Annotated in this window: 17 protein-coding genes; 3 read left to right on the forward strand and 14 right to left on the reverse strand. The window is 69.6% G+C overall.

Going from position 1 to position 20,131, the window contains the following annotated elements; genetic code table 11:
- Position 1 precedes the first annotated feature (1 nt).
- Positions 2 to 3,205 carry a TonB-dependent receptor gene (locus D7Y11_RS05315; protein ID WP_126933168.1) on the reverse strand — a complete coding sequence of 1,068 codons (3,204 nt, stop codon included), beginning with the start codon at positions 3,203 to 3,205 and terminating at the stop codon, positions 2 to 4.
- Positions 3,206 to 3,427: 222 nt separating this feature from the next.
- Here D7Y11_RS05315 and D7Y11_RS05320 point away from each other — a divergent pair, with 222 nt between their 5' ends.
- On the forward strand, positions 3,428 to 3,922 hold the full coding sequence (locus D7Y11_RS05320) for a hypothetical protein (RefSeq protein ID WP_121758362.1): 495 nt from the start codon (positions 3,428 to 3,430) through the stop codon (positions 3,920 to 3,922).
- Positions 3,923 to 3,929: 7 nt separating this feature from the next.
- On the opposite strand, the gene D7Y11_RS05325 is transcribed toward D7Y11_RS05320, so the two are convergent.
- Both D7Y11_RS05325 and D7Y11_RS05330 read right to left on the reverse strand, forming a co-directional pair.
- The gene (locus tag D7Y11_RS05325) at positions 3,930 to 4,511 is read right to left on the reverse strand and encodes a hypothetical protein (RefSeq protein ID WP_126933169.1); all 582 of its coding nucleotides are present in this window, start codon (positions 4,509 to 4,511) and stop codon (positions 3,930 to 3,932) included.
- A complete protein-coding gene (locus D7Y11_RS05330; protein WP_120593202.1) occupies positions 4,508 to 4,987 on the reverse strand; it encodes a hypothetical protein in 480 nt (159 codons plus the stop codon). Before D7Y11_RS05330 ends, D7Y11_RS05325 begins: the two co-directional genes overlap by 4 nt.
- 115 nt (positions 4,988 to 5,102) lie before the next feature.
- Between D7Y11_RS05330 and D7Y11_RS05335 the strand changes: the two genes are divergently transcribed.
- Positions 5,103 to 5,612, forward strand: a complete 510-nt coding sequence (locus D7Y11_RS05335) for a hypothetical protein (RefSeq protein WP_126933170.1) — start codon at positions 5,103 to 5,105, stop codon at positions 5,610 to 5,612.
- On the opposite strand, the gene D7Y11_RS05340 is transcribed toward D7Y11_RS05335, so the two are convergent.
- From D7Y11_RS05340 to D7Y11_RS05370, 7 genes are read right to left on the reverse strand one after another with little or no spacing between them, the layout of a single operon-like run.
- Positions 5,609 to 6,334, reverse strand: coding sequence for an SDR family oxidoreductase (locus tag D7Y11_RS05340; RefSeq protein ID WP_306770417.1), 726 nt, complete (start codon positions 6,332 to 6,334; stop codon positions 5,609 to 5,611). The genes D7Y11_RS05335 and D7Y11_RS05340 overlap by 4 nt on opposite strands.
- Positions 6,324 to 7,715 carry an NAD(P)/FAD-dependent oxidoreductase gene (locus D7Y11_RS05345; RefSeq protein ID WP_126933172.1) on the reverse strand — a complete coding sequence of 464 codons (1,392 nt, stop codon included), beginning with the start codon at positions 7,713 to 7,715 and terminating at the stop codon, positions 6,324 to 6,326. Before D7Y11_RS05345 ends, D7Y11_RS05340 begins: the two co-directional genes overlap by 11 nt.
- Positions 7,702 to 8,979 (reverse strand): kynureninase, encoded by a 1,278-nt coding sequence (gene kynU, locus D7Y11_RS05350; RefSeq protein ID WP_126933173.1) that lies wholly within the window; start codon positions 8,977 to 8,979, stop codon positions 7,702 to 7,704. The genes D7Y11_RS05345 and kynU overlap by 14 nt, the downstream gene beginning before the upstream one ends.
- Complete coding sequence (locus D7Y11_RS05355; RefSeq protein ID WP_126933174.1) at positions 8,976 to 9,992, reverse strand: amidohydrolase family protein; 1,017 nt, start codon at positions 9,990 to 9,992, stop codon at positions 8,976 to 8,978. Before D7Y11_RS05355 ends, kynU begins: the two co-directional genes overlap by 4 nt.
- A complete protein-coding gene (nbaC, locus tag D7Y11_RS05360) occupies positions 9,989 to 10,513 on the reverse strand; it encodes a 3-hydroxyanthranilate 3,4-dioxygenase (RefSeq protein ID WP_120577672.1) in 525 nt (174 codons plus the stop codon). Before nbaC ends, D7Y11_RS05355 begins: the two co-directional genes overlap by 4 nt.
- A gap of 1 nt (position 10,514) precedes the next feature.
- Positions 10,515 to 10,943: a RidA family protein gene (locus D7Y11_RS05365; protein WP_014393721.1), complete on the reverse strand. Its 429-nt coding sequence runs from the start codon at positions 10,941 to 10,943 to the stop codon at positions 10,515 to 10,517.
- Between the two features lie 16 nt (positions 10,944 to 10,959).
- On the reverse strand, positions 10,960 to 12,402 hold the full coding sequence (locus D7Y11_RS05370; RefSeq protein ID WP_121752032.1) for an aldehyde dehydrogenase: 1,443 nt from the start codon (positions 12,400 to 12,402) through the stop codon (positions 10,960 to 10,962).
- Positions 12,403 to 12,585: 183 nt separating this feature from the next.
- Here D7Y11_RS05370 and D7Y11_RS05375 point away from each other — a divergent pair, with 183 nt between their 5' ends.
- The gene (locus tag D7Y11_RS05375; protein WP_126933175.1) at positions 12,586 to 13,374 is read left to right on the forward strand and encodes a 2-keto-4-pentenoate hydratase; all 789 of its coding nucleotides are present in this window, start codon (positions 12,586 to 12,588) and stop codon (positions 13,372 to 13,374) included.
- 12 nt (positions 13,375 to 13,386) lie between these two features.
- Here the strand turns inward: D7Y11_RS05375 and D7Y11_RS05380 are convergent, their stop codons facing one another.
- The 4 genes from D7Y11_RS05380 to D7Y11_RS05395 all read right to left on the reverse strand — a co-directional run bounded on the left by D7Y11_RS05380 (position 13,387) and on the right by D7Y11_RS05395 (position 20,063).
- Positions 13,387 to 14,535 (reverse strand): bestrophin family protein, encoded by a 1,149-nt coding sequence (locus tag D7Y11_RS05380; RefSeq protein WP_121752030.1) that lies wholly within the window; start codon positions 14,533 to 14,535, stop codon positions 13,387 to 13,389.
- Between the two features lie 166 nt (positions 14,536 to 14,701).
- Positions 14,702 to 16,933, reverse strand: coding sequence for a hypothetical protein (locus tag D7Y11_RS05385; RefSeq protein WP_126933176.1), 2,232 nt, complete (start codon positions 16,931 to 16,933; stop codon positions 14,702 to 14,704).
- 116 nt (positions 16,934 to 17,049) lie between these two features.
- Positions 17,050 to 18,336 carry a hypothetical protein gene (locus D7Y11_RS05390; RefSeq protein ID WP_126933177.1) on the reverse strand — a complete coding sequence of 429 codons (1,287 nt, stop codon included), beginning with the start codon at positions 18,334 to 18,336 and terminating at the stop codon, positions 17,050 to 17,052.
- 131 nt (positions 18,337 to 18,467) lie between these two features.
- A complete protein-coding gene (locus D7Y11_RS05395) occupies positions 18,468 to 20,063 on the reverse strand; it encodes an FAD/NAD(P)-binding protein (protein ID WP_233607202.1) in 1,596 nt (531 codons plus the stop codon).
- Between the last annotated feature and the right edge of the window lie 68 nt (positions 20,064 to 20,131).

Raw genomic sequence — 20,131 nt, forward strand, 5'->3', positions numbered from 1 at the left:
CCTAGAAGCTGAGCTTCGCGCCCAGGCGGATGGAGCGCGGAGCCTGGTAGGCGGTGGGCCGCTTGAAGTTGGGGTTGATGTCCGCCTCGCCAATGGGCTGGTTCGTGGCGGTGGAGATGACCTTGCAGTGGGAGTTGCCGTTGGTGAGGCAGGCGGTGAGGTCGTCCGGCTTGCCGCCCTGCTCGATGGCGTAGACGCGCGTGGTGGTGAAGGTCTGGTCCACGTCCGTGTACTGCTGGAAGTTGAAGAGGTTGAACACGTCCAGGGACACCGTGAGGACGTAGTCCTTCACCAGCCGCTGGTTGAGGCCCACGTGTCCGTCCACGCCGTGCACCCAGGGCAGCCGGCCCGCGCTGCCGCGCGGCAGGATGAACGTCTCCGAACCGCTGCGGCGCGGGTGCGCGCCCAGGTAGTTGAGCGGCGCGCCGGAGCGCGCCCGGTAGTTGCCGCCCACGTTGATGCTGGTGCTCGGCCCCAGCACCAGCTCCTTCGCGGCGAACACCTTGAAGGAATGCGTGCGGTCTCCGGGGAGCTGGCCCTCGCGGTTGACGGTGAGCGACACCAGGTCGAAGTCGCGCGTGAGGTTGGGGGACAGCTGGCCGGTGTCCGCGCGGAACAGGCCGGAGTAGTTCCCGCGCAGGGTGGACCAGGTGTAGCTGCCCTGGGCCAGCCACCCGTTGGTGAAGGCGCGCTGGAAGTAGAGGTTGACCGCGTCGTACTCGCGCCGGGCCAGCGGGAAGTCCGTGGAGTAGCCCTTGCCCGGGTTGCCCAGGAAGAAGGTGCTGCCGTCGTCGCGGCTCATGTCCTCGATGACGTCGTTGAGGTAGCGCCGGGTGTACGTGGCGCCCAGGCGGCTCGCGGTGAAGAGCTCGTACTCACCGCCCAGCACGAACTCGTCCGCGGACTGGGCGCGAATCTGGGGATCCACCGGCACGCGGTCGCCGCCCTGCGCGTCCCACAGCTGGTTGGGGCTCTCGCGGTTGCCAATGGGCTGGCGGTTGACGTTCTGGGTGCAGTCCCCGAGCAGCGAATCCTCACGGGAGGGAACGCACGGGGGCGAGTCGTAGGTGGCGGACAGCAGCTGCTGCTGCGGGAAGGACAGGTCCGCCATGTCCAGGGGGACGTTCTCGAAGAAGCGCGCGTAGTTGGCGAAGAGCTTGGCGCGGCCACTCTGCGTCGGGTCGTAGATGACGCCCAGGCGCGGGGACCACTGGTTGGGCAGGTGCAGGCCCACCTCGCCGTCCAGGCCGTAGATGGTCTGCACGTCGTAGCGCAGGCCCACGTTGACGGTGACCTTGTCCATGACGGACCAGCTGTCCTGGAGGAAGCCGCCCACGGTGGTGGACGTGGAGGTGCCTTCCTTGTTGGGGAGGAACACCGGGATGTCCGGGCCCTGCAGGTAGCCGTACTGGTTGAGGCTGAAGAAGCAGTCGCCGCCGGTGCACTCCTGCCAGGGCGTGAGGCCGGTGCGCGCGCGCTTGTTGTAGAAGCTCATCCGCTCGACGTCCGCGCCCGCCTTGAGGATGTGGTGGCCCAGGGCCTCCAGCAGGTACGTGCCCATCACCTTGCCCTGCACACGGTCCAGCCGCTGGATGCTGATGGTGCCGGGGCCGCCCGTGGAGTAGGCCGCCACGGGGCAGCGCAGCCGCTGCTCCTCGGGCGTGGTGCCGCAGGCGTCCGCGTACGGGAGCGTCTCGAACTCGTTGATGGTGTGGAACCCCGGGTTGCGGGTGCGGCGCCAGGCGATGTTGGACTTCGCGGACAGGCCCTCGCCGGAGCCCAGGCCGGAGCCGTCCGACGGGAGGATGGAGTCCGCCTGATGGTGCCAGCCGAGCGTCGCGTCCACGAGCAGCTTCTTGTCGAAGAAGGACGACGCCTGCTTCGCGACGATGTCCATGGCGCTGTTGCTGCGCCGGGTGGCGATGGCTTCATACGCGCCCTGCACGAAGGCGGTGCACGACAGGCTGGTGCACACCTCCGGCTCGCCGTCGTCGCTGAAGGAGTACTTGCCGCTGCCGCCGGAGGAGCGCGGCGTGCCGAACACGGACACGGACAGGCTGTGGTCCGGGTTGAAGTTGTAGGTGAGCTTGCCCAGGTACTGCACGCTGCGCTCGTCGGCGAAGCGGCTGGTGCGGCTGCCTTCGATGGGGTTCACCTGGGAGAAGCCGGTGGTGGGGTCCTTGCGGCGCGCGCCCACGGCGGAGCAGCCGTTCTCGGGGTCCACCTCCGAGCACAGCTCGTAGCTGCTGAGCTGGCGGTCCACCTGGATGCGATTGAAGGACGGCGCGACGCCCACGTAGAACCAGAGCTTGTCCTTGAGGAGGGGGCCGCCCAGGTCGAAGCCGAAGTCGCCCAGGTTGTGGGCGCTGCCCTGCGCGGAGATGACGCTGCCTTCGCGCAATATCTCCTTGCCGGACGTCTGGAACGCGCCGGGCGCGTAGTTGGCGAACACGGAGCCGTGGAACTCGTTGGAGCCGGACTTGGTGACGACGTTGAGCACGCCGCCGGTGGAGCGGCCGTACTCCGGCATGTAGCCGCCGGTGATGATGTTGACCTCCTTCACGAACTCCACGGACAGGGGCGTGCCCAGCGTGCCCACGCCGGGGTCGTTCACGGACAGGCCGTCCACGACGTACTGGCTCTCAGGTGAGGAGCTGCCGCTGATGCTCACGCCGTAGCGGTCCTCGGTGGCGCCGGGGGCCAGTTCGGCCAGGCCCTCGAAGGAGCGGGACGCGGAGCCCTTGGTGCCGGGGCGGATGACGGCGATGTTGCGGATGAAGTCCTGGTCCACGGTGACGCCCGCGGCGCTGGAGCCCACGTCCAGGGTGGGCGGAGAGCCGACGACCTCGACGTCGGAGCTCAGGTTGTCCGGAGCCAGCTCCGCGTTGAAGCGGATGGTGCGGTCGATTCTCAGCAGGATGCCGTCGCGGGCATAGGGCTGATAGCCCTGGGCCTCGAAGCGCAGCGTGTACGTGCCCGGCGGAAGCTGGGGGATGCGGTACAGGCCGCTCTTGTCGGAGAGCACGGTGCGCTCGCCCTGCAACTGGGGCGAGGTGGCGGTGACCACGACATCCACCAGCGGCTTCTTGTCGAGCGTGTTCGTCAGGGTCCCGGTGATGACCGAGTTGCCCTGGGCCCAGGCCCCGGCGCCCCACAACACGACCATGAGCCACAGCCCACGGATGAATCGGATTCGTCTGGACACGGCTGCGCCCCTCCCGGCGAAGGCGGCGAACTCTGTCGCAAAACGTGAGAAATCCACCAGCCCAAATCAAAAAGACTTTGCCGCCAGAGCGGAAAACGGCTGGCCCGCTGCGTCAGCGGAGAGTGTCCGCACGGAGGGGAGGAGGAGCCGTGGTCCTGGACGGGGCGGCTTTGTCACTCTGTGGGAGGACGCGGCCTTCTCTTCCCCGCGTCCGCGACCCGGATGAACTCACGACTCGCAGTCTTCGCGGCCCTGCTCTCCTGTGTTGTGGCCTTCCTGGCGTCCGCCCTGGCGGGGATGCGCGGAGCCGGTAGCGCGTTCGTGCTGGCGTTGCTGCCGGTCTTGGTCCTGATGGGACTGATGATCGAGGTCCGACAGCGGGTGACTCACTGGCGGCGCATGGGTTACTTCGCGCTCTACCAGGGCGTCTGGTGGGGTGGTTCGATCGTCGGGGGACTGCTCATGGCCGTCTGGGCGGTGATGCTGACCTTCGCTTACTTCTCCACGCCGGGGGTTTGCAGCAGGGGTGAATGCGCGGTCGTCATCTTCTACGTGCCCGTGGCCTTCGTGGCCGGACTGCCGCTGGGGATGCTGGTGGCGTCAGCGGCGCTGGCGGCGGTCGGGATGGTGAAGGGATTGAAGCCGGTGGCCGTGCAGGGCGTGCTCGCGGGCACGGCGGCCTTCGCGTTCGTGCTCTTCCTGATTCTGGGGCGCTGAACCCGGCTCAAAAGATGTTCCCGGGCTCGGAGGTGAAGAGCGCGTGGAAGAGCGTGGTCTCCGGTGGCTTCATGGCGTTGACGTAGAGGGGGACGGGCGTCTGCGCGACATCAAGGGGGAGCACCGTCGCGCCGTATTCAGCCTCGATGTGTCGGGCGAGCGTGTCCGCGATGTCTTGCAGCTCCATTGGGATGGGGCCGAGGAAGACCTTCGACTCCATGAAGTGTTTCCCCAGGAAGACCCTGCGAACGCAGTGCACGGTGTAGAGGGGGGCCAGGATGCTGAGGTACCCGGCGACCGTCCAGGATGTCTGCGGGCGCATCATGTCCTGCTCCTGATGCGGGTAGACCAGCACGCAGAAGCTGGGGTTCGCCAAGCCCGGCGCGTAGTCCCAGGCATCGCAGCTGGGAAGCGCTTCTCGAAGCGCCTTCACGAAAGACCCCCAGCGGGGCCTCTCCGCATTCTTCTTCTCCCAGAGGGCTTCATAGCGAAGGTCCTCGGGACTGGGCTCCTGACGGAAGGCATAGGCCTGGTCGGCGCCCCAGTAGAGACGAGCAATCGCAAGCAATTCTTCGGCGGAAGGCGTCATGGCTTCCTGGGCCCGGACTTGAAGGGAAAGGTTGCCGGGTGGCACTGCTGCCTGACGCGTGAACCAAGAATGGCCGCGTCGAGCGCGGTCCCGAAGGTGGTCCTGAACTCCTCACACGCAAGCCCGAGGGCCGTCACTGGCGTGGTCGCACTGAACACGGCCTGGGCCGCCAGATTGGCGCAGTTCGCCGAGATGCGTTGGGCCAGTTCCACCGGAATGGGTTCCGAGCCTTTGGCGTGGATGGGGAGTCCAATTCCCAGCGTGCACTTGAAGATTTCTCCCGTGTCCCGTCGCAGCGGAACATGGACACAGGCTTCTCTCCAGCCTCCTGGCCCTGGCTCTGTCTGTTCAATGACCGTGACGAACCGGAAGTGCCGGGGCTGGAGGCTCCCCTCCACCACGGTCCCGGTCCTCATCGCGCAGCCCGTGAGCAACCACGCCAGCCCCAGGTATACCGCCCACTTCGTCGCGTCCATGTCCTTCCCCCCGGAAGGCCGCCGACGTCACTTCGGAATCCTCTCAAGGCTCCATCGTCTCAGGGGGCGGGCTGTCCGCTGAGCGACGCGGCTGAATCGGCATATAAAAGCCCTGATGACTTCACGCCTCGCGCTCTTCGCGGCCCTGTGCCTCGGCTCCCTTCTCTTCGGTCTGTGGATGCTGGCGACGGCATTCCGCGGCGTCGCCGTGCTCCCGGTGACGCTGGGATTGGGCCTGGGCCTGCTGGTCCTCGTCATCGTCACCTTGCGCCGGGCGCCACGCTGGCGGAATGAGGGCGCCTTCACGCTCTCCGGAAGGGCCTGGCGGTGGCTGTCGTTGGCGGGGGCGCTGCTCTCGGGGCTCGGCGCGACGGCCGTCGTCCTCGACAAGAACCATCTGCCGCTGCCGTTCGGCGAGTGCTTGGGCTCGAGCTGCGAGGTGTCGTACTGGCTCTCGCCAATCGTGTTCGTATCCAGCTTCTTCGGAGGATGGCTCGTGTCCGCGGCGCTGTTGGGCGCCTACGGACTGCTGCGAGCCATCTCCTCGGCAGCGGTGTGGGCCGTGTCATTGTCCGTGGGTGCCGGCACGTGCCTGCTCTACCTGATTGTGCACATGGGACCCTAGAAGCCCTTCAGCGCTCCACCGTCGCAGGCAATGGACTGGCCGCTGATATACGCGGCCGGCTCCGACGCCAGGAACGTCACCAGCGCCGCGAACTCCTCCGGCCTGCCCAGCCGCCTCGCGGGGATGTTCGGCGCCACCTTCTCGTCGGACAGGCCCAGGTCCTTCATCCGGTCCGTCGCGTGGTAGCCCGGCAGCGCCGCGTTCACCGTGATTCCATACGGCGCCACTTCATTGCTCAGGGTCTTCACCAGCCCCAGCAATCCCGCGCGCAGGCCGTTGGACACCGTGAGGTTGTTCATCGCCTCGCGCGCCGCCGTGGACGTCACCAGCACGATGCGGCCCCAGCCCTGTGCCTTCATGCCCGGCAGTGCTTCCTGAATCGCATCCACCGTGGCCAGCCACAGGCTCTGGAACCCTGTCTGCCATTGCTCCACCGTGATGGACTCGAAGCCTCCGGACGGCGGGCCTCCCGCGTTCACCACCAGCACGTCCAGGCCGCCCAGCTTCTGCGTGACTTCGCGCACCAACCCACGCGCGGCCCCCGGCTGAGTCAAATCACACGGCACCGCCAGCGCCGCGCCCAGCTCCTTCGCTGCCTTCTGGAGCTTCTCCCCGCCTCGCGAGGACACCGCCACCGTCGCGCGCTCCTTCACCAGCGTGTCCGCGATGGCGCGCCCCAGCCCCGATGACGCGCCCGTCACCAGCGCCCGCCTACCCTTCAAGCCGAAATCCATCCGCGTGCTCCTCCATGAAAGGGGTCAGCCGGCCGCGAATCAGCTTCGCCGCCAGGTCCAGGTCCACGTCCTCCGGCCGCTTCAGCTCCCGCGCCAGCTCCGACACGATGCCGCCCGCGATTGCGCCCACGCCGTACGCCAGCCGGTAGGGCACACGGCTGAAGCTCACCAGCGAGTAGCGGCTGACGAACTCGCCCGGGAACGCGTTGAGCAGCACCTTCTCCACGCCCTTCTCCAACAGGAAGCGTGGATCCGCCGTGCTGTCGCGCATCTCGATGAAGTTCTCCACCGCCATGTCCGCGATGGCGTCCGCGTTCGTCTTGCGCAGCCGCTCGAACGCGTCGAACGCGGCCGCCCAGTCCGTCTGCTGCTCCAGCAGCGAGTCCAGCACCACGCAGTCCTCGAAGCCGCAGTTCATCCCCTGTCCGTAGAAGGGGACCATCGCGTGCGCCGCGTCACCCAGCAGCAGCGTGCTTCCTCCCGCGTGCCACGGCGCGCACTTCACCGTCACCATCTGTCCGGTGGGCCGGGAGAAGAACTCCTCCACCAGCCCGGGAATCAGCGCCTTCGCGTCCGGGAACTGCTCCTGGAAGAACGCCTCCAGCGCGGCGGGCGTGTGGAGCGATGCGAAGCTCACCGGCCCCTCCCACGGCAGGAACAGCGTGCACGTGAAGCTGCCGTCTTCATTCGGCAGCGCGATGAGCATGTACGTGCCGCGCGGCCAGATGTGCAGCGCGTGCTTCTCCATCTGGAAGCGCCCGCCCTCGCCCGGCGGAATCGTCAGCTCCTTGTAGCCATGCCCCAGCGTCTGCGAGTCCGCCTGGGAACCCGCCTGCGATTGCAGCGCCTGCCGCACCGCTGAACCCGAGCCGTCCGTGCCGAACACCACCGCGTCGCGGACCTCCCGCGTCGAGCCCGTGGCCTCATCCAGCACCGTGAGCGCCCCCGCCGCCGGATCCGCCTGCGTCACCCGCTGCCGGAAGCGGATGGACACGCGCCCCGTGGCCTCCGCCTGCGTCATCAGGAACTTGTTCAGCCAGCCGCGTGACAGGGAGTTGATGTGCTGCGAGTCATCCTTCCCATACGGCTGGAAGGCCAGCTCGCCCTTCACCGGGTGGATGACGCGCCCGCGCATGGGGATGGCGTGCTTCAGCGCCTCCTCCTCCAGGCCCACCTGCCGCAAGGCGTGCAGTCCGCGCGTGGAGATGGCCAGGTTGATGGAGCGCCCCGCGTCCAGCGTCTCGCGGCGCATGTCCGCCCGGCGCTCCAGCACCTCCACCGTGTGGCCCCGGCGGGCCAGGTACAGCGAGAGCAGCGAACCCACCAGGCCCGCTCCCACCACCGTCAGCTTCGACTCATTCGAGGGCATGGGCCTCCAGCGCCTTCACGAAGCGGAAGACGTCCAGGTACGTGTTGTAGAGGGGCGCGGGCGCGGCGCGGATGATGTCCGGCTCGCGGAAGTCGCAGATGATGCCGGCCGCGGACAGCCGCTGGAGCAGCCGCTTCGGCTCGCCCTTGAAGCGCAGGGACAGCTGCGCCCCGCGCTGCTTCAAATCTCGCGGCGTGGTGATGGTGACGTACCCCGCGGGCAGCCGGTCCAGCAGGAACTCCAGGTAGCCCGTCAGCTGGTCGCTCTTCGCGCGCAGGGCCGCCATCGTCGCCCTGTCGAACAACTCCAGCGACGAGCGCAGCGCCGCCAGTTGGAAGATGGGCGGGTTGGACAGCTGCCACCCCTCCGCGCCCGGCAGCGGGTCGAACGTGGGGCCCATCTCGAAGCGCGTGGCCTTGTTGTGCCCCCACCAGCCTTCGAAGCGCGGCAGTTCCGGTGAATGCGCGTGGCGCTCGTGCACGAACACGCCGCCCAGGCTGCCCGGTCCGCCGTTGAGGTACTTGTACGAACACCACACCGCGAAGTCGGGCCCGTCGTCGTGCAGCGACAGCTTCAGGTTGCCCGCCCCGTGCGCCAGATCGAAGCCCACCTTGCAGCCCTGCGCGTGCGCCACGCGCGTAATCTCGCGCAGGTCGAACGCCTGCCCGGTGAGGTAGTTCACGCTGCCCAGCATGACCAGCGCGAGCTCCTTCCCGTGCCGCTCGATGGCCTCCAGGATGTCCTCGGAGCGCAGCGTGTCCTCGCCCTCGCGGGGCATCAGCCGGACGATGGCCTCCTTCGGGTCGTAACCGTGGAAGCGCGCCTGAGACGCCACCGCGTATTGGTCCGACGGGAAGGCGCCGCCTTCAATCAGGATCTTGAAGCGCTCACGCGTGGGCCGGTAGAACGACACCATCATCAGGTGCAGGTTCACCGACAGGGTGTTCATCACCACGACTTCCTGCGGCTGCGCTCCCACCACCCGCGCCACCATGTCGGTGAGCTGTTCGTGGTAGGGCAGCCACGGGTGGCGGCCGTGCACGTGGCCCTCCACGCCCAGCCGCTCCCAGTCCTCCATCTCCATCTGCACGTACTTGCGCGCCTTGCGCGGCTGCAGCCCCAGCGAATTGCCCGCCAGGTAGATGGCCGGCGCGCCAGACGCGGCCGGGGGGAAGAGGAACTCGTCGCGCAGGGGCCTCAGCGGATCCGCTGCGTCCAGGCCGTAGGCGAACACATCGGTGTTCTCGTAGACAGGGGCCGTCATGGTGCGAAGTCCTCGTGCGAGCGCCCCAGCCACTCCAGGGCATTTCGGGACAGCAACCGCTCGCGCACGGAAGGCGCCAGGTCCGTCAGCGACTCGATGAGCGTGCCGGGCCGCTCCTCGCCCAGCGGGAAGGGATAGTCACTGCCCAGCGCCACCTTGTCCGCGCCGAACAGCTTCACGATGCCGCGCAGCGTCTCCGCGTCGTGCACCAGCGAGTCCACCCAGAACCTTCCCAGGTAGTCGCGCGGCGCGACCTTGTTGTCCACGGCCACCAGATCCGGGCGAACCTCGAAGCCGTGCTGGATGCGGCCCAGCGTGCCGGGGAACGCGCCGCCGCCGTGCGCGAACGCGAGCCGCAGCTTCGGCAGCCGCTCCATCACCCCGCCGAAGATGAGCGAGCAGATGGCCAGCGACACCTCCGCCGGCATCCCCACCAGCCACGGCAGCCAGTACTTCGCCATCTTCGCCTCACCCATCATGTCCCACGGGTGCACGAAGACGGCCGCGCCCAGGTCGCTCGCCGCCTGGAAGAAGGGGAAGAGGGCCGGGTCGGACAGGTTCAGGTCATTGACGTGGCTGCCAATCTGCACGCCCGCGAACCCCAGCGTGCGCACGCAGCGCTCCAATTCCTTGACCGCCAGGTCGGTGGATTGGAGCGGCACCGTGCCCAGGCCCACGAAGCGCTTGGGCGCCGTCGCCACCGCGCCGGCCAGGTGGTCGTTGAGGAAGCGCGCCACCTCCAGGCCGTCCTGCGGCTTCGCCCAATAGCTGAACAGCACCGGCACCGTGGACAGCACCTGCACCTGGACGCCGTGCGCGTCGCATTCCACGACGCGCTGCTTCGGGTCCCAGCAGTTGCTTTCAATCTCGCGGAAGAACTTCCCGTCGTCCCGCATCATCCGCGCGCGGCAGGGCGCGTGGTGGTCCAGCGCGATGAAGCCGCCGTAGCCGAAGCGCTCGGCGAAGCGGGGCAGCTCCGGGGGGAGGAGGTGCGTGTGGATGTCGACCTTCACTTGGGCGCACCACCCCGCGCCACCTTCGTGCCGCACTTCTTGCACGTGCAGTTCTCGGGGTTGCCGTAGAAGTGCTCGAACACCGGCGGCAGCTGCGTCACCAGGTTGGTGACGTGCAGCGACTCCTCATAGAGCTTCTCGCCGCACTTCGGGCACAGCCACAGGAACGAATCCAGCTCCTGCGGCTGGCGGCGGCGCTCCAGCACCAGGCCGATGGTGCCCGCGGGCCGCTGCGGCGAGTGCGGCACCTTGGGCGGCAGCAGGAAGATTTCCCCCTCGCGGATGGGGACGTCCTGCACCTGGCCGTCGTCGATGACGCGCAGGGTGATGTCGCCCTCCAGTTGGTAGAAGAACTCCTCGCCCTCGTTGACGTGGAAGTCCGTGCGCGAGTTGGGCCCGCCCACCACCGTGACCATGAAGTCCCGGTCCTCCCACACCTGCTGGTTGCCCACGGGCGGCTTGAGCAGGGGGCGGTGCTCGTCGATCCACTTCTTGAAGTTGATGGGGGTCAGTCGGCCCATGTCACTCGTCTCCAATGGTGGCGATGCACTTGAGTTCAATCGCGATGGGCGTGGGCAGCGCGTTGATTTCCAGCGTGGTGCGGCACGGCGGGTTGTCCTTGAAGTACTCCGCCCACAGCCGGTTGTACGTGGGGAAGTCCCGCTTCATGTCCGTGAGGTACACCGTCACGTCCACCAGCCGCTCCCACGACGAGCCCGCGTCCTCCAGGATGTAGCGCACGTTGCGGAACACGGAGTGGCACTGCGTCTCGATGTCGTACGAGACGATGTTCCCCGCCGCGTCCAGCTCCACGCCCGGAATGGCCTTGCTGCCGCGCTCGCGCGGGCCCACGCCGGAGAGGAACAAGAGATTCCCCACACGGCGCGCATGGGGATAGAGCCCCACCGGCTCCGGGGCCTTCTTCGAATCGATCCGCTCGCCAGCGCTCACGTGTGGCTCTCCCCGCTCAAAGCTTGATGCAGACGTTCTTGGGCTCGGTGAAGAAGCGCAGCGCGTCCCAGCCGCCCTCGCGCCCCACGCCGGATTCCTTCACTCCACCAAACGGCGTGCGCAGGTCGCGCAGCATCCAGGTGTTCACCCAGACGATGCCGCTGTGCAGCCGGGACGCGAACCGGTGCGCGCGCGCCAGGTCCTTCGTCCACACGCTGCCCGCCAGCCCGTAGCGCGTGGAGTTGGCCCACGACAGCACCTCCTCCTCGTCGTCGAAGGGCATGATGGTCGCCACCGGACCGAAGATCTCCTCCTGGTTCGTGCGGCACGTGGGGGCGAGGCCCTCCACCAGCGTGGGCTCGATGAACCAGCCGTTCGCGCAGCGGCCGGGCACGTTCGCGCGCTGGCCGCCGGTGAGGATGTTGCCGCCCTCCTGCTTCGCGAGCGTGATGTAGCCCATCACCTTCTCGAAGTGCTCGCGCGACACGAGCGCGCCCTGGTCCGTGCCGTCCACCAGCGGGTCGCCCACCTTGAGGGCCTTCGTGCGCGCGACCAGCGCTTCCTTGAAGCGCGGATACAGCGAGCGCTGCACGAAGATGCGCGGGCCGCACAGGCAGATCTGCCCCTGGTTCGCGAACGACGAGCGCAGCGTGGTGGCCAGCGCGTCGTCGAAGTCGCAGTCCGCGAAGATGACGTTGGGGTTCTTCCCGCCCATCTCCAGGGACAGCTTCTTGAACGCGGGCGCGGCCACGCGAGCAATCTCCGCGCCCGTGCGCGTGCTGCCGGTGAAGGAGATGGCGCTCACCTCCGGGTGGCGCGTGAGGGGCCCACCGACGTGAGGCCCCAGGCCGTGCACCAGGTTGAGCACGCCCGGCGGCAGCCCCGCGTCGCGGCACACCTGTGACAGGAGGAAGGCCGTCATCGGCGTCACCTCCGACGGCTTGGCCACCACGCAGTTGCCCGCCGCCAGCGCGGGGGCAATCTTCCACGTGAGCAGATACAGCGGCAGGTTCCACGGCGAGATGCAGCCCACCACGCCCAGCGGCGAGCGCAGCGTGTAGTTGAGCGCCACGCCGTCCATGGGGTGCGCTTCACTGGAGAACTGCGTCGCCGCGTCCGCGAAGAACTCGAAGTTGAGCACGCTGCGCGGGATGTCCACCGTGCGGGCCACCGCCAGCGGCTTGCCCGTGTCGATGGACTCCGCGCGCGCGAAGGCGTCCAGGCGCTCGTGGATGAGGCCGGCGATGCGGCGCAGGTACCGCGAGCGCTCCATCGCCGGCAGGGCGGCCCACGCGGGGAAGGCCCGGCCTGCGGCCTCCACGGCGGACTGCACGTCCACCTCGCGCGAGTCCGGCACGTGCGCGTAGAGCTGGCCCGTCGCGGGCTCCGGCTTGTCCAGCCACTGGCCGCCCGCCGCGGGCACCAGCTCGCCACCGATGTAGTTGAGGACCTTTTCCACGGGCGCGCCCTCCAAGGAGACGCGGCAATGTATGTCGCGGCCGTCCGCGGCCTCCAGGATTCCGAACAGTCGGCGTCGGATGGCGCTCGCTTGCGCGGCCGTCTGGCTCCCAGCGTCTCCGGGACCCGCTCCACAGGTGAATCCTTGGTGGAATTGCGGGCCGGGCATGGAAAAGATTCGCGCATGACCTCGACTGTGGATGTAGCGGCCCTGGCAGGAATCCTGGACGCGGCGCGGCGCGAGCGGCGAGAGATACCGCCCCTGTCGCACGCGCACCCGACCCTGACCGTGCCGGACGGTTACGCGGTGCAGGCGGAGGGCATCCGGCTGCGCGAGGCCCAGGGTGAGCGGGTGGTGGGCCTGAAGATGGGCTTCACGTCGGAGGCGAAGCGCCAGCAGATGAACCTGGGCTCGCCCATCTTCGGCGTGCTCACGGACCGGATGCGCGTGCAGCCCGGCGGCGTGGTGCGCGTGGGCGCGGGCATCCACCCGCGCATCGAACCGGAGATCGCCTTCCGCACGTCGAAGGAACTCAAGGGCACCGTGACGCGGGATGAAGTGCTGGACGCGTGCGACGCGGTCTTCGCGGCGATGGAGGTGCTGGACTCGCGCTTCGTGGGCTTCAAGTACTTCAGCCTGCCGGACGTGGTGGCGGACAACGCGTCGTCATCGCTGTTCGTGCCGGGCACCCTGGAGCGCGCCCCGCGCGAACTGGACCTGACGAAGCTCCAGATGCGCATGGAGGTGAACGGCAAGGTGGAGGGCGAGGCGCGCTCGGACGCCATCTCTGGCGACCCGGTGGTGTCCCTCATCCAGCTGTGCGCGCTGCTCGCGGAGCGCGGTCAGGTGCTGCCCGCGGGAAGCCTGGTGCTGTCCGGCGCGGCCACCGCCGCCTACCTGATGAAGCCCGGCGACCAGGTGCGGCTGACCGTGGACGGGCTGGGCACGGTGGAAGTGACGGCGGCGCCATAGTCCGGCGACGCCTCAGTACAGCAGGCCGTTCTTCGGCTGGAGCGGCGGCGGCAGCTCGGATTCGCCCAGCATCTGCCGCAGGTTGATCTCGATGGTGCGGCACAGCGCCGTCATGGGCGTGTCGCTGACGCCGTCCTCGAAGGGGTTCTCCACGTCGCGGCCCACCGCGTCCAGGGCGATGAAGAGGAACGCGATGATGGCGGTGATGAGCGGCGTGAGCACGCCCAGGTCCGCGACGACGCCCAGGGGCAGCATGGTGAGGTAGGCGCGCACCATGGCGTGCGGAAGGATGTCGTACTGGCGGGGCAGGGGCGTGTTCTTGATGCGCTCGCACGCGCCCAGGGAGTTGGTGAGCTCCGTGAGCGTCGCGTCCATCGCCACGCGCAGGTAGACCTTCTCCGGGTGCTCGATGTCGCTGTACACGCGGCGCATGCGCGTGCTCATCCACAGCAGGATGGCGGCGGGCACGTTCTGCTCCACGCGCAGCGCCTCCAGCACGGACGGCCGGAAGTACGGGGTGATGTCCGGGAAGGGGTCCTGCCGCCGCAGGTGGCAGCGCAGCGCGTTCACGAAGCCAATCTGCGCGTAGACCAGCTCGCGCGCGTCCTCGGTGATGCCCTCGAACATGCCGGTGATGATGCCCCGGGGGGACTCCACGGCCGGATGGACGAACGTGGCCAGGTTCGCGCGCGGGATGCTGGGACCGCGCAGGTCGCGCGCCTGCCCGAACTGGTCCCGCACCGCGCCGTCACCCACCTTGGACCAGGCGGGCGCCAGCGCGGGCCCCTCCGGCTGCACGGCCACCTGGACCAGGCGCGACGCGGCGGAGGGTGTCTCCGGCGTCCCGTCACTGCGCTGGGCGCGAGGGGCGGGCAGGAAGCTGATCACCTGCCGGGCCAGCGTCCGCGACGCGTTCACCAGCCCGCCCCAGATGGTGCGCGCTTCCCACCAACGCTCGTAGGCGGAGTTGTTGCGGAAGCCGAGCAGCACGCCCAGTGCCGCGGCCAGCAGCGTCACCGGCAACGCAGGCACCGACAGCCACCTGGCGTCCAGCACCTCGTAGCCCAGGGAGATGGCCAGCGCGATGGCGATGTGGACGACGACGGGGCGCCCCGTGTAGCGGAGGATGATCCGCCAGGACAGCATCCGACCGACGATCATCTCCCGGGGCTCCTCTTCGCGGGGCGTGCTGCGTGAGGAGCTGGATGTAGTGATGCCCCCGAGGAGCGGCAATGCGCCGCGTCACCTTCGCGCCCCCCGTCCGGCCGCAAGTCCCCTCCGCACGCCCGGAGAGCGTGCGGAAGCGGACGAAGGACGCGTGCGCCCGTCAGGCCCGCGACTTGGAGAAGACGATGCTCGCGCCCGTCGCCGGCACCGTCACGGTGAAGGTGCGCTCCACGGTGGCCAGGCCGTTGCCGCCGCGCGACGCCAGCTCCAGGAAGAACGCGCCCGTGGCCTTCAGGTGGAAGGACTGCGCCCACGACTGGGACAGCGCCTTGAACGCGCCCTTGAAGACGGCAGGCGAGCGCTGCTCGCTATTGCGCAGGTCCAGCAGGCCCGCGCGCAGGTCGTGCCACTTGGACACGGTGCCGGGGTTCTTCTGGATGACCTCCGCGAGCGTCAGCATGCCGTTGCCCAGCAGCCCTTCGATGTACGCGAAGTGCCCGACCAGCGGATTCTTCTTCAGGGTCGCGCCAGCCATGTTCGCGGCCACGGCGGCGGACCAGTTCTGCTCCAGGTACTCCTTCCACAGGGGCGCGTAGACAGACTCGCGCACGGTGGGCCGGTCGCGGCACGGCACGCCGTACCAGGGCAGGGCCCGGGCCAGCGCGCGAGCGAAGGCGGAGTGTGCGTCCGGATCCGCCGCGTGGGTGATGACGTCGCGCAGCGTCCGGTTGTCCAGCTTCAGCTCCACCCACGTTTCAATCTCCTTGCCGCCGGAAGCGTCGCGGATGCGCTTGAGGACCTCCTCCTCCTCGGCGTCATCCAGCGCGCCCCAGATGATGGCCTCGTCCACGGCCTGGCGCAGGTCGTCGTCCGACAGCTTGCGAGCGTCACGGGCCAGCAGCAGATACAGGCCCAGGTCGAAGTCCGCGACGGTGGGCGACTTGCGGAACTCCGCCATGTCCGCCTTGAAGTCCGCGGTCCAGCGCATGTACGGCGTGAGCAGCGTGCCTTTGTAGCTGCGCACGCCCAGGAACGAGACGCGCTGGGGCGACTCCTTCTCCAGGCTGTTGCGCTGCACCACCTGGGTGAGCTCGTGCACGTCGCTGCCGCCCAGCGCCCACTTGCCCAGCTTCAGGGAGAAGCCCCAGGCCTTGGACTCCTTGTTGACCTCCTTCAGCAGGCACTGCTCCAGCGCCATGCCTTCGGCCTGCATGCGCTGCATCGCGCTGTCCATCCGTCCGGACACCAGCAGCGGGTGCAGCGCGCGGGCCTGGGCGTCGGTGCACACGGTGGACAGGAGCGTGGTCTGCTCGCGTAGGCGCAGGTACTCGTAGCGGAAGCCCGCCTCGAACTTGGACTCGGCCAGCGCCTGGACGCGCCCGCGCACGTCCGTGCGGAGCTTCTCCCACTGCGTTCGCAGCGCCGTGGTGTTGGCCTCCAGCTCACCGAAGCCCAGCCGGTCCAGGATGATGCGCAGGACCTTGGTCTCGTTCGCGGACAGGGTGTGCGCTTCCAGCTTCGTCATCAGGGAGTCGAACTCGGACAGCGGCACCGACAGGAGCCCTTCGAGCACGTGCTCCACCTGGGAGACGACGGCGGCCGGGTCGGTGAGGCTCGCCTCCACGTGCAGGCTGGCCGTCACGCCCGCCTCGCGCGCCACCACCTTCTTCACCTGCACGCGCACCTGGCCGGCCGCGGGGCGGGAGAAGACGACGGCGTAGTCGTCCACCACCTTCACCTTGGCGGACACGGTGGCGCCCGCCTTGGCCTCGAAGGCCATCAGGGTGCTGGCGGACAAGAGCTTCGTCAGCGTCTGGAGGTTGGACGTGTAGACGTCCGTCCAGTCCAGCGTCGCGGTGACGGACAGCTCGCCGCGCGCCTGGAACGCGATGGCGTCACCCACGCCCAGCTTGTCCAGCGACGACGTGAGCAGGGGCAGCCGCAGCTCCGGCGCGTTCTTCTTCAGCGCGGCGCGAGCGTTCGTGTCCTGCGTGTGCCGGTGGTAGTCCGCGAGCAGCACGCGCACGTCGCCGTTGGCCGCGAGCGCCACGTAGGGCAGCGGGAATCCGACGTCCGCCTTCACGCGCGCCTCCACGCCGTACTTGAGCCACGCCTGGTCACCGCCATAGACGAGCGCCGGTGCCAGCTGCGTCGTCGCGTCGCCGGGGGCCTCGCCCACCACGCCCGCCGCGTCCACGTCCGCCGGGGCGTCATAGCCTTCCACGAAGCCGCGCGCGGACACGTCGAACGCGAACGTCAGGGAGCCCAGCTTCTCTCCCGCGGGCAGCGCATAGCTGGCGGTCGGCAATTCCACGCGGATGTCCGAGCCCTTGAGCGGCGCATCCGGTAGCACCTTCGACACTTCGTCCAGCAGCGCGAGCTTCCACGACATGACGGCTCCCTCCCCGACGTCCACGGAAAGGCCGCATCCTACATCGTCGGTCCCACGTGGGAGGCCGGACGTGAAGCGGGCGCGAGCGGACCCACCAGGGAGTCGCCGTCACCGGCTCAAGGCACGTCGTGGACCCGCTGGAGCGCGGGCGTGCCGTCCGCCTTCACGACCAGCGGGTCGGGCATCAGCCCCGGGATGCAGGAGCGGATGCTGACCTGGGTTTCATCCACGGGCTCCAGCACCAGCGACGTCGTCCGCGTGGGGAGCGCGCGCGGCCACTGGCCCTTCTCCGCGCGGGCCACGTCCACCTCCGCCAGGGCGATGAGGGCCTCGGAGCGCAGCGTGCGCAGCTCCAGCGCTTCCATGTCCTCGGGAGACAGGCGCACCGACGGAGCCTCCTCCTGGCGGAAGTACTCCCCGGCCTTCCGGGTCTCCAGGGCCGCCAGCGAACGGCGGCGCTCCTCTGCCGGTTGATCCGCCACGGCGAGGAGGCGGTCCGCGTCCTCCACCCACTGACGCCACTGGAGCCGGCGCGACAAGGCCCCGGGCTGCTCGGGGGCGTCGAACCACGTGGGCGGCAGCTCGGCGCGGGTGTCGTCGGAGAGCAGGTCGCGGAAGGCGTGGAGCTGCGCGGCGACGGCCTCCTCGTGCAGCATCAGGGACACCGGCGGGAAGCCCTCATGCAGCCGGGTGAGCTGCGAGATGGCCTGACGCTTGCGGGACAGGGAGGCCGCGTCGATTGCGTCCGCGCAGGCCCGCCACGTGCGCGCATAGCCGGCCGCGGACAGCCGCTGTCCCACGAGCCCGCCGCCCAGGGCCAGCTCCCGGCTCAGCGCGAGCGCGTCCAGGCACGTGTCCACCGCGGGATCCGCCTCACCCCGCGACACGAGCCGCCGCGTCTCCAGCGCCGCGTCCTCCACCACGTGCCAAAGCGCGTGGATCAGCGCGTCCCGCCGCGACACCTCCGGACCGGACAGGGGACGCAGGTCCTCCGGAAGGCCGCCGGACTCCGCGTGGGTGGCGGCGAGCACCCGCCGCATCAAAGGCAGGCCCTGCTCCAGGGCTTCACGGCGGGAGGCGGGAAGGTCCGTCACCGGAGCGCGTCCTTCCGTCACGGCCTCCAGGGTCGCGGCCTCCGCCGAGGTGGGGGCCGGGGTCGCGCGGGCCTGCTGGAGCAGCGCGGGCAGGAGCGGAACCATCGCGTCCCCGAAGGTGCCGGGCCGCGTGGCGGTGACGTGCGCCGGACGCGGGTGCTCCGCGTGCGTCAGCGTGTTCACCTCGCGCAGGAGCCGCTCCTCCAGCGCGTCGGTGCGCAGGTGCTGGTGCGCCAGCGCCCCGAGGCTCACGAGGACGGACAGGGACACGCCTCCCATGAGGGCGGGGAGGGGGCGCTTCAAGGCCATCGGGACGGAACTCCAGGAGGGGGACCTGGAATGTCGCACGAAACGCCAGGCCCCCAACAGCCACCCACCGAGGGCGACGTTGCCTGGCGAGCAGGAGCCTCACCTCCAGGTCATGGAGCCTGTCAGGTCCTCTACCGGGCAGGCGTGCGCAACCGGCGCAGCAGGAGCTCCGCCAGGTCGCGGGCCTGCGAACGGATTTCAGGTACGGCTGTGGTTTCCCACAGGTCCCCCCGCCGCGTCGGGCCCAGCGTGAAGAGGTGGGCGGAGGGCTGTCCACGTGCGTCCAGCACCTCGCCGTCGGGCGCCGTCGCCAGCCCCATGCCCAGCGAGTCCGCGCGAGCCTGTCCCGCCTCCAGCAGGCCGCGCAGGACGGGCTGGCCGCGCGAGGCCGGGTTCGACTCGGGGCCGGTGCAGTTGATGACGTGCTGCACGCGCAGCACCTGGGGCTCGCGCTCGCCCCGGGGACGCAGGTCGACCGCCACCGCGTCCGGCTCCAACTCGAAGCGGAGCACTCGGCCCGAGTGGAGCGTCAGCCGCCCCTCGCGCCGCCACGCGTCCATCACGTCGTGGATCTCCGGCGCCATGCGGTGGCGGTGCACCTCCCAGTACGCCCGCAGGTGGCGCAGGAACCGCCGCCGCTCCTGCTCCGACAGTCGCTGCCACAACGGCGTCGTCACCGGCCGCAGCGAGTCCACCGCCGCGCGCCAGTCCGCGCCCGCCGCCGCCTGCGCGTCGACCTCCTGGCGCATCGTGCGCAGCACGTCGCGGATGCGCAGCGTGCTGAACGGCACCACGCCCTCCGCGGAAGGGGACGCGGCCTGCGTGGCGGTCTCCGCGTCGCGACAGCGGTCCATCTCCCGGCGCACCGAGCGCAACAGCTCACGGATGCGCAGGGGCTCCGCCGCCGCGGGCGTCTTCGCGCCATGCGCGCGGTGCGGGTGCGGCAGCAGGCCATGGCGCGACAGCGCGTGCACCGGGCCCTGGTGACCGCGCTCGCCCAGCGACAGCACCGTGTCCACCATGGTGAGCGCCGTGCCAATGAGCAGCACCGACTCACCGGAGCCGATGCCCTCCAGCGCGCCGGGCACCCACGGCGAGCGGTGGTAGCGCGCGCTCGCGTACAGCCCTCCGTCCGGCACGCGCAGGTCCGCGGGCATCGCGTTGCCCAGCGCCAGCACGGCGCCCTTCGCCTCCAGGCTCTGGCCGCTCGCGAGCGTCACCTTCACGCCGTCCGCCGTGTCCTCCACCGCGGTCACCTCGTCGCGCGGCGTCTCCAGCTGGACGCCCGGCGCGGCCTTCGCGGCGGTGTCCTTCAGCACGAACTCCAGATACTGGCCGTAGCGGCGGCGCTCGGCGAACGCGGATGGCGGCGTGTCCGGGGCCTCCACGCGAAGCCAGCGAAGGAAGTGCTCCGGGTCGTCGACCCAGGCGCTCATGCGGCCGGCCGGGACGTTGAGCAGGTGACGCGCGCTGGTGGTGGAGTACGCGACCCCCCGGCCCAGGCGCTCCCCCCGCTCCACGAGGGCCACGCGCAGGGGCGAACGGGCGCCCCGCAAGAGACAGGCCGCGAGCAGCGTTCCGCTGGCGCCCGCGCCGATGATGATCACGTCCTGCCGGGAGTTCACCGCGCGATTGTAGGTCCGGCCCCCCCGGATGCCATCCCTCCCGAGCGTCGCCACCCGCTCGGATTGTCCGTAGGCCCACGGCCCCTGGCCTTCCAGGCCCACCCTGTGACGGCGGGGCCCGGCGGACCTCAAACCGCCTGGTGCGCCTCGGGCCGCGCGGGGAGGGACGG

Source organism: Corallococcus sp. AB018, assembly GCF_003986945.1.
Lineage (GTDB): Bacteria > Myxococcota > Myxococcia > Myxococcales > Myxococcaceae > Corallococcus > Corallococcus exiguus.

Excerpts from the sequence above, each read along its gene's own strand:
- D7Y11_RS05345 (WP_126933172.1), bottom strand. The coding sequence starts at position 7,715 with ATGCCCTCGAATGAGTCGAAGCTGACGGTGGTGGGAGCGGGCCTGGTG.
- D7Y11_RS05325 (WP_126933169.1), bottom strand. The coding sequence starts at position 4,511 with ATGACGCCTTCCGCCGAAGAATTGCTTGCGATTGCTCGTCTCTACTGG.
- D7Y11_RS05330 (WP_120593202.1), bottom strand. The coding sequence starts at position 4,987 with ATGGACGCGACGAAGTGGGCGGTATACCTGGGGCTGGCGTGGTTGCTC.
- kynU (WP_126933173.1), bottom strand. The coding sequence starts at position 8,979 with ATGACGGCCCCTGTCTACGAGAACACCGATGTGTTCGCCTACGGCCTG.
- D7Y11_RS05375 (WP_126933175.1), top strand. The coding sequence starts at position 12,586 with ATGACCTCGACTGTGGATGTAGCGGCCCTGGCAGGAATCCTGGACGCG.
- D7Y11_RS05335 (WP_126933170.1), top strand. The coding sequence starts at position 5,103 with ATGACTTCACGCCTCGCGCTCTTCGCGGCCCTGTGCCTCGGCTCCCTT.
- D7Y11_RS05320 (WP_121758362.1), top strand. The coding sequence starts at position 3,428 with ATGAACTCACGACTCGCAGTCTTCGCGGCCCTGCTCTCCTGTGTTGTG.
- D7Y11_RS05385 (WP_126933176.1), bottom strand. The coding sequence starts at position 16,933 with ATGTCGTGGAAGCTCGCGCTGCTGGACGAAGTGTCGAAGGTGCTACCG.
- D7Y11_RS05380 (WP_121752030.1), bottom strand. The coding sequence starts at position 14,535 with ATGATCGTCGGTCGGATGCTGTCCTGGCGGATCATCCTCCGCTACACG.
- D7Y11_RS05390 (WP_126933177.1), bottom strand. The coding sequence starts at position 18,336 with ATGGCCTTGAAGCGCCCCCTCCCCGCCCTCATGGGAGGCGTGTCCCTG.
- nbaC (WP_120577672.1), bottom strand. The coding sequence starts at position 10,513 with ATGGGCCGACTGACCCCCATCAACTTCAAGAAGTGGATCGACGAGCAC.